Source organism: Breznakia pachnodae (assembly GCF_030814225.1).
GTDB lineage: Bacteria > Bacillota_I > Bacilli_A > Erysipelotrichales > Erysipelotrichaceae > Breznakia > Breznakia pachnodae.
Map to the genome: position 1 here is coordinate 518,274 of NZ_JAUSUR010000001.1, position 13,535 is coordinate 531,808.

Consider the following 13,535-nt stretch of genomic DNA (forward strand, 5'->3'; position numbering starts at 1 on the left):
CGCCCTTTATAGTTATCTTCTATATTTTCTTCTAATCATGATTGGCATACTGCTAATACCTAATAACAAGATATAATACAGCATGTTTGTTGAATCACTTGTACCTACACTATTATTTGTTGTAGTTGATTCAGTTGGTGCAGTTGAAGCTTTTCCTTCAGGTAATACAGTTACTTTGATTGTTACTGTATTTGTAACTAACTGCCCATCTTTGCTAATATATTCTGCTGTAAATGTAAGGTCATATGTTCCACCTTTTGATGTAACACCTCTAATCATATCTAACTGATTTCCGCTTACTTTAATTGTAATCGAATCAGTTGAAGCATTTACAAGATCTGGATCAGTTTTTAATAGATAAGCTTCCACTTCTGATAAATCAGTTGCAGTTGTTTCATCAATAATCAGTGCTTCTTTATACGTTATCGTAAAGTCATTCGCACTAATTGCTAATTCATCACCATCAGGTGTTACAACAATTGGTGGGGTTCCAGTTCCTTGAACCGATACTTTTACTAATTTACTTACTGATTTTCCATCTTTTTCTACTTCAAATATTAAATCAAAAATACCACCACTCTTTGTGACATTATTGATTGCAGTAAGTTGTTCAGTATATACTTTCGCTGAATCTGAAACATCATTATAGCCAATTGTAGTTCCATCCACATCTTTAATAATTTCAAATGCTTTCACATCTCCATTTTTAATCGCTTCTTTTTCAGTAAGTTTCTTTGCATCATCTTGTGTTAACTGGAATCCTACACCACTGATTTTTAGCGTTCCTGTGGCGTCAACAATTGTTCCACTATCTTCAATCAATACATCTATAGTAACACTATCTGTCTTACCATCTGTGTTCGTTACTCTATAAGTAACTTTGTAGATTCCCACTTTACTGAAATCAGTTGTTCCATCAGGTCCAGACTCTACGGTTACTTTGATATCAGAACTTAAGTCTATACTCACTGGTGCACTTCCCACTCCATCACTTGCTTTCAAGTAACTTGCACTAGCTGCACTTTCTACCTGACTCAAGATTGTTGCATCATCACTTAAGTATTCTTGTGCACTTGCTTCAATCTCTACCAGTCCATGTACTTTCACTGTTCTTGTCTTTGTCTGTGTGTTTCCAAAGCGATCAGTGATTTCATATGTCACTTCATATGTTCCGGGTGTTGTGTACTTACCATCAGTTACTGGTATGTTGTGTGTTACTACTGTATTCGTTAATGCTCTTGTAGTTAATAATGGTATATTGGTGTTCGTTGCATCTTCTGCACTTACTCCATGTAACACATCAAAACTATCTCCTACATAATGTTCACAATCATCTGCTGTTATTGTTGGTTTGATTAGTGTTGCACTAATTGTCACATCTACTGTAATTGCTGATGTCTTTCCATTATCTTCTGCTGTGAAGGTTAGAGGTTTTGTATCTCCTTCCAATCCCACTGCATTGATATCTGTTAGATCAGTTGTATCAGCTTCAATATCGATGATTGGTGTTTCATCTTTTAATAGATATGCACTTACACTTCCATTACCTTGGGATGTAGAGTCATCTAGTGTAGCTGCGTCAGTATTCGCTATTGTGAATCCTTTTGCTTTCACTACAATTCCATCATTCTCTTGAATCTCTGTTCCTTCTACTACAACTAGAATTTCTTTTGTGATACTTCCACTTGTTCCTGTTGCAGTGAATGTAAGTCTGAATTCTCCACCTTTAGTTGATACATTTTTAATATCACTTACATCTGCACTTGTGATGTTTGTAAGTGTATCTACACCCGTAATGTTTCCATCTGTTCTTGTGTATTCATATGCTTTCACATCTGCTTTTGTTATTGCATCTACCTTTGTGAATGCTTTTGCTTCATCTTGTGTAAGAACGATATTATCTGCTCTTATTGCTAGGTCATTTTCTACTTTTGTAGTGTCATCCAGAATTAAGACATTTACTTCTTTGATTGCTGTCTTTCCATCTGTATTTGTAACTGTATACTCCACTACATAGGCTCCTACTTTACTATAGTCTGTACTTGGTCCACTTTTGATTGTATTGGAGATTCCTGTTACTTCTGTAGCCGTTGGTGCCACTCCTACTGTATCATCTGCCTTCAAATAACTAGCACTTGCTGCACCATCTACTTGTGTAGCGATTGTAGTATCACTTAAATAGTATGTTTGCACTGGCACTGTGATTTCAGGTAATCCATTCACCTTTACTTTTCTAGTTTCTGTTGACTCATTTCCAAATTGGTCAGTTACTTTAATACTTACTTCATACGTTCCTGCTGTTGTATACTTATCACTACCATTTGGAATACTATGCGTTACTACTGTATTCTTATTTGGATCTTCTGTTTTTAATGTAATTGCTGTTGATGTTGCATCTTCTGCAGTTACATCATGTAATACATCAAATGCATCTCCTACATAATGTTCACAATCATTTGCAGTTATTGTTGGTCCTGTTAGTGTTGGACTTACTACCACACTTACTGTAATTGTTGAAGTTTTGCCACTATCTTTTGCAGTGAATGTTAAGTCTTTCGTAGCTCCTGCTAATCCCACTGCATTGATGGCAGCTAATTCTGTCGTACTTGCTTCAATTGTAGTTACTGGTGTTTCATCTTTTAATAGATATGCACTTACATTTCCTCTACCACTACTTTGAGCAATCGCATCCGTTAATCCAATTGCATCTGTATTTGCAATTGTGAATCCTTTTGCTTTCACTACGATTCCATTATCTTCTTGAATCTCAGTTCCTTCCACTACAACCAGGATTTCTTTGGTGATTGTCCCACTTACTCCTGTTGCTGTAAATACTAGTTTGAATTCTCCTCCTTTTGCACTTACTCCTGTGATTGCACTTACATCTGCACTTGTGATGTTTGTAAGTGTATCTACACCAGTGATATTTCCATCTGTTCTTGTGTATTCATATGCTTTCACATCTGCTTTCGTTATTGCATTTGCTTTTGTGAATGCTTTTGCTTCGTCTTGAGTTAATACAATATTATCCGCTCTAATAGCTAAGTCATTTTCTACTTTTGTATTCTCATCTGTAATCAACACAGTTGTTTCTTTGGTAGCTACTTTGCTGTCTGGATTCGTAACACTGTATTCAATTTTATAAGTACCTACTTTACTGAAATCAGTTGTACTTGGTCCACTCTTAATTGAGTAAGTGATTCCAGTAATCGCAGTATCTGCTGGTGCTGTTCCTACTGTATCACTTGCTTTTAGATAACTGGCACTCACTACTGATGAACTTTTTATTTGGGTATCAATCGTAGCATCACCTAATGCATAGGTTTGAACACTTGTAGTGATTGATGGTAACCCATTTACTTTTACTACTCTATTTTGAGTTTTCGTATTTCCATAGGTATCTGTTATCCTATACTCTACATTATATGTTCCTTCTGTAGATAATGTACCTAATGTCATTGGTACTGTACTAGTATCCCATTCTACATTCTTTCCTGGATCACTTGGCTCAAGTATTATCGTATCTCCATTATCATCAATGGCAGTTACTTCAGTACCTAACCAGTTAATCACATCACCTTTGTATGCATTGATGGTTGGTAAGGTTACTGTTGGTGCAGTTGATGTATTTACTTTTACTTCAACTACTTCACTCTTCTTTTGACCATAAATATCTTTAATTGTAAGTCTTATTTCTACTGTTTGTGTTCCTGTTGTTTTACTTACTCCAGTCACATTTACAGTTTTTGTGGAAGTACCTGCAAGCGTTATATAAGCCGAATCAGATGCATTCACTAATTCCCATGTATATGCAGTTGTAGGATTCTTAATACTTTCCCAAAAATCTGGTTCAATTTTGGTTGGTGTAATATTAATGTTCTCTCCAACTTTTACCACTTGCGTATCACTTGGAACAGTTAATTTCAAATCAACTGGAGGATTATATTCCAAGAATCCACAACCAATTGTTTTTGCGACTGGTTTGGTTGCATCAATCCCCAATACCCAACCTCTGTATGTATCGCCTAGATTAGGAATATCATTTGCAACGATTGCATCACTGTCAATTGTAGTATCTACTGGATTATTAACTGTATATTGGTAAGTAGATCCTGTTTTTTCTACAAACTCTACAGCGTAGGTTCCATACCCCATACCAGTTGTATAGTCAAACAAATATACTCCACTTGCATCGGTAGCTACACTTACTTGATTTCCATCTTTCATTACTTTTTCATATACATTCGTAGTTTCATTTAATTTCCATAATCTTATTTCGTGATTATCTACTGGAGCATCTCCATCTTCTGTTTTGTATAAACCATCTCCATTATTATCAATAAAGACAGTTCCACCAACTTCCGCAATTACTAATTCTGTACCAACTTTAGTACCTGATAAAGTCCCTTTAAAATCAGTACTGATAACATCATATGATGGATTAAATATATTTCTAGTTCCTATCTTATTTCCACTAGTAGCAGTATCAAATGTTTCATCAACATTTAATGGAATTTTGAAAGTTGCCCCATCCCCTGAAGGAATTGGAGTATTAGAAGAAATACGTATCATATTTACTTTTGATAAATCTGATACTGTTGTTGAATAAATACTATCCTCTTTATAATTCGTTTCAGTTGCTGTTGAAGTATAGCTAATATCAAATCCGGATATTGGTGCTAATGTGCTTTTAAGTTTTGTATTCCATTTAAACGCTTCACTTTGAAAGGATTCTCCAAAATTTGCTCCTGCTTTAGGTATTGGAATATAGACAACAAACGTGTCTGCAGGAACATCTCCATTATTTGTAACTTTTACTGTATAGTCTGCATCTGTACCAGGTGTGAAATAAGCTAAAGTGTTTATATCACCTTCTACATACGGATCTTTTGGTTCTTCGCCTTCTAAATTTAAATATGTATCAACAAGTACGTTTTTGTTTTCTGACACTTTAATTATATTATTGTATACACCAAGCAAAGTATCTGATGTTGAACCATCATTATCCATATCGTAAATATCCGTATACGCCTTTAATGGATATGTACTAACTGCAGTTGTATTTGGATCACCCCAGGCAATCATATCTTGAGCATTATATTCACCAACTAATTTTTGCTCCGTTACTACATCATAAGAAACCGTTAATGTAGTACTACTTAGACTAGAACCAAAGTACCTACCTATTGTTGCACCTTGTGTTTGAATAACAAATATTTTTTCTCCATTTGGACGATCATAACTAGTAATAACTTTTGCTACTTCATTACCTTGATTATCAACAATTTTAATTGAAGATTCAGATATTTTCATCCCTTCTGGTTGACGCAAATATATTTGTGGATTTTCAATCGCATGTACTGTCTCATATAAAGGTTCGTGTGTCGCAATATTAAGTAACGTACTCATTTGCACAGTTTCTCCTGCTACAATCGCATTCGTTGTGGCTCCATCTTTTTTATATGTAGTAGTGGACATTGATGCCACTTTTCTATTATTTGACTGCGTACTTGAAATCGTTCCACTTCTGGAAACTCTTGTAGCAAGTTCATCACCATCTTGATACATAGAAAATGTCACTGTCGCATTTGTACCATCATCCAATATTCCCCAGGCAGCAACATGACCAGAGGTTGCTAAATAATCACCACTAGAAAAACCTTGCCTAAAATTTCCAACCTTCACTCTCATGGCAATAAAGTAATCTGTAGACGATAATCCAATTGATGTATTTGTAATTGCTACTTTTTCCGTAGTAGGTTTCAGTGGTGTTGCATAAGTATACGTTCGATATGTAGTATCGCCAGGCAACATATATTCTATTTCTGTAATCTGATTGCTACTTATACTTGTATCAAATGGAAAAACAATTCTTGTAACTTTATAGTTCTCATCTATCTGAAATTCCGCTACCTGATCCTTCTTCACACCCGCTGTTGTATTTTTCACTTGAAAAGTCGGTCCATACATAAAATGGTTTGTCACACTTGAATCATATGTTGTGTTATATGAACTAGGTATTGACATCTTTTGATCTGCTGCAGTAACTACATTCACAGAATATGGTGAGCCTGTTCTTGTTTTTACTGTTGTCGTTCCATCATACCAAGTTAATGTTATCTTCTCTAACCCACCATTCACATAGTTTCCAACACCTAAAGATTCCGGCACTTTATAGTTAACATAATATGTTGCATTTGACATCCATCCTGTCGATGTCATGGTTACTTTTCTAGCAGTTGAATCATGATTAATTGTATAGCCTGATGCTGGTGATACACTCACATACTCCGTACCATCAGGATAATATAATTCAACCTCTGCTTTCTTTGCATAGTAATATTTAATTTTGGTATTTTGATTTTCCATTCCACCACTTCGCATAGCAGTTGTATTTCCTTTAGAATCATAATCCGTTTCGCTTGCTACAATATTAGTAGTTCCTGTTGGAAGATGAGTTGCCCAGTTTAATGTTGCAATTGCTGAACCTGATCCTTCAACTGTAATTGATGCATCTCCTACAACATCATTAGAAGCATTCTTCGTTGCAACTGCACGAATTGGGTTTGGAATTGTATGCGGTCCATAGTATCGTGCCATATCTACACTGACTTTAAATTTAATAACTACGACTTCAGCACCAGGTGCAAACGTATATTCGATATTACCTGAAGTTGCACCAATTGCATCCTTTGTAGGTAATTTCATTGTGGTAATACTATTACCCAAAGGGTCACCACTACCATATTGTGCTAGCAATGTTGTATCTACATTTGTTGTAGTAACACCATCAATAACTGATATCATTTCATAACGCATTCCTTCTGGAACTGTAATAGATAGTTTTTTATTTGCAGAACTTGCATCACCAAAATCTACTCTTACAGAAACATCTTTGATATTACCATTTGCCCATCCTATTCCATCATATGCAGGAATATCTACAGTTACTCCTAGATTCGTTTCTGCGGTTCTTGCAAAAATCCTTTCTGATTGCATCGTTTCTGTCAATGTTTTATCAGATTGTGATTGCGAATTATTTGATTCGTCACTGTCAAATCCGTCTACTATTACTTCCTTTTCATAAGTGTATTCTTCATCACCTTCACTATACACAATATTGAATTTGTATGTTTCATTTTCATTTACTGTATATGTTCCTTCTAATCCTAAGCTGATTCCTTGTGGATCAACTATATCCAGAATAGTATATTTCTCATTGATATTTTCAATATCAAATGAAATAACAGCTTCTGTTTTTTCTTCATTATATGTTACTGACTCTTTTACTTCGAATTCTTCATTTGCCAATATATTAGATGCTTGTAAAAACGTTCCAATACATGTAATTGATAAAGTAAAAGCTAATGTAACTTTCCAAAATACATTTAGTTTTCTTTTCATTTGCTTGCCCTCCATTGTTAATTTTTTTATTTGGTTTCCAATTAAACCAGTGGTTAGATAAACTTGTTACTGCTTTGGTTCATTTTTTCTCCAAACAAATATAATCAACAATATGGCTAAGACTATTAAGATTGGTAAAACTGCAATATTCATCTTCTCTTCAACATAAATAGTAATATTTTCATCATCTAATTTATTATTCTCTTCTTTATTACTACCCTTTGCGCTCCAGTGATATGTTTTATCACTAATTAGTTTCCCACTTCCTTGTATTGATGATTTCTCTGATATCTTTAAATTGTTTTTCTTTTCCTCTTGCTTATCAACATCTTCAAAAACTGCATATACATTTATATTGTCTGTAATATTATCAAGACTTTTATCCCATTTCAAAAATTTCTTTTCATTTGTATCGTTTATTTTTACTCCTTTAGCATCGTCACCAAAAGATACCTGTTCACTATAATAAAGAGTTTCATCTATATAGTAACTTACAGTAAATACTCTCTTTTTAAAAACTGCATAGTAACTCATATCACTAAAGATTGCTTCTTGATTATAATATGTGCCATTTCCATCTTGTAATGTATTAAAACCTACAAATTGATAACCATAAGGTTCCTCTACATTTGGAATTGTTACAGTATCGCCACTTAAAACAGTAGTTAATGATAATAAGTCATCATTACTATAAAATTTAACATTATAATAACTTGCTTCATTAAAACTCCCATAAAACACATGTTCTGTTCTATTTGTTTTGATACTGGAAGAAATATTTGGAGCATATACACGAAGATTACCAGTAATTTTATCTCTTGCAGCTCCAATTGATTTCACTTGTAATTGAATGTTTGTATAATCGTTACCAAGAGAAAGTGATACACCTGTATTGTTAATGAAATTCTGATACTGTTCTTGTGTAGCATTTACTCCATTGATAACAAGTACACCTGAATAATATGAATGGAAAGTAATTCCATACTTCGTTTCAAATCCTATATATGTATCAATTACTGAAGATTTGTTTCTAATTTGAAAATTCAATTGTATAGTTGATCCATAAGCTACTTGTGTTGAACTATTTAATTCAATTAAACTACCATTTTGTATTACATATGCCTGAGAACTCTGTTCCAATGCAAAAGAGGCTGATGCATCCAGCCTTTCGTTCATTGGTATTATTAAAAGCAGTGTAGTAAGTACTACTGCTGTAATCTTTCTAAATCTATTCATCCGCCCATCCTTCTAATCTTTAATTAATTTCTATCTCGTACTGTGTTAAGTTACCTACAATGTCAACTACAACAACTTCGACAGTACCATCAAGTTCAATTTTTAAATTATGATCTTCAGGAATCAATATGTTTTCATTATTATTTTTTATATAAGAATTTTTATAGTCTATTTCACTATTATCAGTAATATCTAATGATAAAATTCCTTCTTCATAAGAAGCATTTTGAAGAATTGGCTTTTTCTTATCAATATTTGAAATGGTAACAACTGCTTTCTCTTTTGCTATTTCAACTGTATACTCACCATTACTCTTTGCTACAAAAGTAATCTGATTATCTGCATATGTATAGTCAATACTCTTATTTTCTTGAAATACTTCTATCTTATTTGTTTCAACGACATCTGATAATGTTACCAATACTTCAACATCACTATTGGTTAGTTGATCATAATATGCAATTTCTTTAATCACTTGTTTTTCCTGTGTATTCAGTTGACTGTATCCAACAAATCCAGTTCCCCCTACTAAGGCAAATGTAATTGCTACTTTTGCACCAGTTGAAATTGTAAATGTCTCTGCTGTTGCCGCAAGTACTGTTGGAAATGTTGAAGATGATACAATGCTATTTATAATTTTCTTTGATGTATCTACAGACATCTGATTCTGATTCACTAACACCTGGAATGCTTCATACATCATTGGTGTGAAAGCAACCGTTAGATATTTTGCAGGATTGAATCCCTGTTCAGTTAGAATTGGTTGTACAGAATCTCTTATTTTAGATAAACGCGATTTTACTGTACCTACAGGCATTTGCATAACCTCTGCTATTTCGCTAACTGTTAAATCATCAAAATATTTAAGAAATGCAACCTGATGAAATCGTTCTGGCATTTCTAAAATTGCATGTTCAATTGCAACCTTTAATTCATTATCACTAACTTCTTGCGTGAGTGTGCGTTTGTATTCGATAATTTCTTCAAGATTTGTATCATCTGACAACTCCATCTTTCTTTTCCCTTTATTTTTTATAGAAAGTGAATGATTAAATGCAATTGTAAATATCCAAGAATGAAATGATGCATCATTCTTTAGTTTATTAATATTCTCAATTACTTTTATAAATGTTTCTTGTACAGTTTCCTCCGCATCTGCTTCATTTCTTAAAAGCGTTAATGCAAAGTAATAAATAGAATCTTTGTAATAATTATAAATATAATCAAAGGCTTTTCGATCACCATTTTTTAACTTCTTTACATACTTCAAGTCTATTTTCTGTTTTGCCATATATACTGCCCTCCAAATTTGAGTATACCCACTCTTTGGTTAGACGTAGAAAGCATTCAAATGGTTCAAAAAAAACACTACACATAGTTACCCATGTATAGCGTCTGTTTAAATATTCGCTTGAATTCTATATTCTTCTCTAAAGTATTGTAAGATACGCTCAAGCGCTTCATTCAATACAATATTCTCGTCTAGTTGTAAATCACCGATTGCTTTATCAATTAGGTTTTTATGAAAATCCTCGTGAATTTCCAAAATAGGTTTTGCTTTTTCAGTTAAACGTAATCTTACAATTCGTTTATCCTTTTCATCACGATATCTTTCAACATATCCCTTATCAATTAATTTCGCAACGTTGGTTGTTAAGGTACCTTGTGTAACCATCATTCTCCCCGCTAGGTGAGACATTGAGTTATCACTTCCCTTTTCGATATTCTCAATAATGTGAACATCATTCATTGAAAGTGCTACTCCTTTATCTTTTAGGTTACGTTCCTCAATATACAAAATATAATTAAACAACCCAACTAATAACTCGTTCAGTGTATGACGAGTATTATATGTTTGATCCATAACTATTTAAGATCGAATTATTCTGCTTCCTTGTCAGCAGCTTTTTTCGTTGTCTTTTTAGCAGCTGGTTTCTTTGCTGCTGGTTTCTTTTCAGCTGTTTCTTCTTTTGCTTCTGCCTTTTTAGCTGGTGCTTTCTTTGCAGGAGCTTTTTTTGCTGGCTTATCTTCTGCTGCTACTGTTGTAGCTGCTTCTTTTTTAGCCGCTGGCTTTTTAGCAGCCGTTTTCTTTGCTGCAGGTTTCTTTTCAGCTTTTTCTTCTTTTACTTCTGCTTTCTTAGCTGGTGCTTTCTTTGCAGGAGCCTTTTTAGCTGGCTTATCTTCTGCTGCTACTGTTGTAGCTGCTTCTTTCTTAGCTGCTGGTTTTGCTTTTGGTGCTTCTTCCTTCACTGCAACTGGTCCTTTTTCAAGTGCCTTTTTTGCAGCTTCACAAATAGCTGTAAAACCTTTTTCGTCGTGAATTGCCATTTCTGACAACATTTTACGGTTGATTTGGATATTCGCCCATTTTAAACCACAAGTAAGTCTTGAGTAGCTTAATCCATTCATTCTAGCTGCTGCGTTAATACGAGCAATCCATAATTTACGCATATCACGTTTTAATTGTCTTCTATCGCGGTATGCATATTTTAATGAATGCATAACTTGTTCATTAGCTGTACGGTATAGGATGTGTTTTGATCCAAAGTACCCCTTCGCTAATTTAATTGTCTTTTTTCTTCTAGCGCGTGTTACTGTTCCACCTTTTACTCTTGGCATATCAAGTTCCTCCTATTTCTACTTCTTAAGCATTAGCTTGATACGTTTGTAATCGCTACTGCTCACTAATGTTGATTTCGCTAAATGTCTTCTTTGTTTCTTTGTTTTCCCGTGGAAACGGTGTGATGTATATGCATGTCCTCTTTTTAATTTTCCAGAACCTGTTTTCTTCACACGTTTTGCAAGTCCACTATGTGATTTCATCTTTGGCATAATATTCTCCTCCTAAATTATTGTTGTTTCTTCTTAATTGGAGCTAATACACATGACATTGTATTACCTTCAAGTGAAGCTCTTTTTTCTACTTGCGCAATATCTGATATTTCTTCAATGAATTGATTCATTGCTTTTCGACCAACGTCAAGTCTAGTAATCAAACGACCCCTAAAACGCATATCGACCTTAACCTTATGCCCTTGTTCAATAAACTTACGAGCATGGCGCATCTTTGTATCAAAATCATGTTTATCAATATTCGGTGGCAAACGAAGTGATTTAAGTTCCACAACATGTTGTTTTCTTTTCGCATCCTTTGCTTTCTTCTGCGCTTCAAAACGATAACGTCCATAATCCAATATTTTACATACTGGTGGATTTCCTTTAGGTGCAACACATAGTAAATCTAACTCCTGGTCCATTGCTCTTTTCAAAGCATCATCACGACTCATAACTCCTAATTGTGTTCCATCCGCGTCAATAACTAGTACTTCTCTAAAACGAATTTTCTCGTTAACTAAATCTGTATTGACATTATTTGGTACTACTTTTCTAATAACAGACACCTCCTTGCATATAAAAAGCGAGCATTAATTGCCCACTTGTTTTGCTTTCTATCATTAACTTTCATTAAGATGTAGCCTACAACCTTTGTCCTCTGACAGCAGGTGAGAAGTGGGACTTCTACTTTCTACTAACTTTTCTTGCTTACTTATATTACTATTTAATTGACTGATTGTCAATCATTATTGTGTTTTTCTTCCATCAATTCAAAGATTTAATTATTATAGATTAAAAGGGAAAAACTTTTTCTATTGTACTCATTATTCAGTTACGCTATAATATGCATAGTGGTGATACTCAATTACCTAAAGAAAGACACATTGCGCTAACAATGTGTCTTTTATTGTGCAGGTGATGACACTCAATTAATCCTTGTGCTTAATTATAATAATAAGTAAACAAAGTACAAGAATAATCTCGTACATATTAACCTCCAGTCACCACCTACACGTAGAGTTACTTCTTTCATTGAAGATTCCTCCACTTGTAGTTATGCAGTTTTCTACACAATACCTAAATATTGAATATAGTATTCACAAGAAGAAAAAGCTTAGTATGATTATATCTAAATCACACTAAGCTTTAAATTAACTTCCATAGGAAGGATCTACTGCCTTTAATTCATTAAAGGTATCAATTTCAATAATGTCTCCTTCTTTTACAGGTTTAACTCTTACTTTATAGTTATCAAGACATTCACGAAGGGCTACTTCATCCCAGTATTTTTCTTTTCCTCCTGGCATTAAATATACATCTTCAATGTCTTTTGACATCTTCTTTCCATCCTCAGCTGTCCAATACGAAATACCAAACATGTGGTGGCAGTTTTCTCCACCAACTGCTAGTTTTGAAATGTATCCTTTGGTTGTGTAGAAGCACCAGTCATCAGTGCGATCTACTTTCATTCCTAGATAGTTTGTTGAATACTCATACTTACGAATAATTTCAGGATTATATAAAACTAGATCCGATTCCAGTACATATGCATTTTCCATCATATCTTTTAATAAGTATGCACTTCCAATATTATTTGCTTCATTGTAAGTAGGATTCTCAATGAACTTAAGCATTGGATACTTCTTTAATAATAAATCAAATTGCTCACCTAAATATCCACGAACAATGGTAATGTCTTCAATACCTGCATCAATTACTGCATCTAACAGTGTATCAATGATTCGTTTTCCTTTTACCTGAATTAATGGTTTTGGTGTATTCAAAGTTACTGGTACCATTCTTGAACCAAATCCTGCAGCCATAAAGATTGCTCTTTTTACTTTGTAAGGTTCTAGAGCTTTATATCCTTCTTCACTTACTTCATAGTAACTGTTTCCTTTGGATACTAAATAGCCTGCTTCAACTAATTCTTTAATCGTACGATTAACAACCCCTAAAGAAACATCAAGTAAATCTGCAAGTTCACGTTGTGAATGCTTTTTATCTTGATATCTTTCAATTCTAACTAATACTTCAAACTGATATTCGTTTAATTGCAT

At 33.9% G+C, this 13,535-nt stretch carries 7 protein-coding genes and 1 pseudogene; all 8 read right to left on the minus strand.

Features of this window, described 5'->3' with window-relative positions; all coding sequences use genetic code 11:
• Positions 1-12: 12 nt before the first annotated feature.
• Positions 13-7,404 (minus strand): immunoglobulin-like domain-containing protein, encoded by a 7,392-nt coding sequence (locus J2S15_RS02500; protein ID WP_307405165.1) that lies wholly within the window; start codon positions 7,402-7,404, stop codon positions 13-15.
• 66 nt (positions 7,405-7,470) lie between these two features.
• Positions 7,471-8,640, minus strand: a complete 1,170-nt coding sequence (locus tag J2S15_RS02505) for a hypothetical protein (protein ID WP_307405167.1) — start codon at positions 8,638-8,640, stop codon at positions 7,471-7,473.
• Positions 8,641-8,659: 19 nt separating this feature from the next.
• Positions 8,660-9,931, minus strand: a complete 1,272-nt coding sequence (locus tag J2S15_RS02510) for an RNA polymerase sigma factor (RefSeq protein WP_307405169.1) — start codon at positions 9,929-9,931, stop codon at positions 8,660-8,662.
• 108 nt (positions 9,932-10,039) lie between these two features.
• Positions 10,040-10,504: a MarR family winged helix-turn-helix transcriptional regulator gene (locus tag J2S15_RS02515; protein WP_307405170.1), complete on the minus strand. Its 465-nt coding sequence runs from the start codon at positions 10,502-10,504 to the stop codon at positions 10,040-10,042.
• Positions 10,505-10,902: 398 nt separating this feature from the next.
• Positions 10,903-11,259 (minus strand): annotated as a pseudogene (rplT, locus tag J2S15_RS02520) (50S ribosomal protein L20); the annotation flags it as partial.
• Positions 11,260-11,277: 18 nt separating this feature from the next.
• Positions 11,278-11,472: a 50S ribosomal protein L35 gene (rpmI, locus tag J2S15_RS02525; protein ID WP_307405171.1), complete on the minus strand. Its 195-nt coding sequence runs from the start codon at positions 11,470-11,472 to the stop codon at positions 11,278-11,280.
• A gap of 17 nt (positions 11,473-11,489) precedes the next feature.
• Entirely contained in the window at positions 11,490-12,041 is a 552-nt protein-coding gene (gene infC / locus J2S15_RS02530) for a translation initiation factor IF-3 (protein ID WP_307405172.1), read from the minus strand.
• Between the two features lie 585 nt (positions 12,042-12,626).
• Positions 12,627-13,535: a sugar phosphate nucleotidyltransferase gene (locus tag J2S15_RS02535; RefSeq protein WP_307405173.1), complete on the minus strand. Its 909-nt coding sequence runs from the start codon at positions 13,533-13,535 to the stop codon at positions 12,627-12,629.

Bases quoted from the DNA above. Each gene is read 5' to 3' on its own strand.
- rpmI (WP_307405171.1), bottom strand. From the start codon at position 11,472: ATGCCAAAGATGAAATCACATAGTGGACTTGCAAAACGTGTGAAGAAA.
- J2S15_RS02500 (WP_307405165.1), bottom strand. From the start codon at position 7,404: ATGAAAAGAAAACTAAATGTATTTTGGAAAGTTACATTAGCTTTTACT.
- J2S15_RS02535 (WP_307405173.1), bottom strand. From the start codon at position 13,535: ATGCAATTAAACGAATATCAGTTTGAAGTATTAGTTAGAATTGAAAGA.
- J2S15_RS02510 (WP_307405169.1), bottom strand. From the start codon at position 9,931: ATGGCAAAACAGAAAATAGACTTGAAGTATGTAAAGAAGTTAAAAAAT.
- J2S15_RS02515 (WP_307405170.1), bottom strand. From the start codon at position 10,504: ATGGATCAAACATATAATACTCGTCATACACTGAACGAGTTATTAGTT.
- J2S15_RS02505 (WP_307405167.1), bottom strand. From the start codon at position 8,640: ATGAATAGATTTAGAAAGATTACAGCAGTAGTACTTACTACACTGCTT.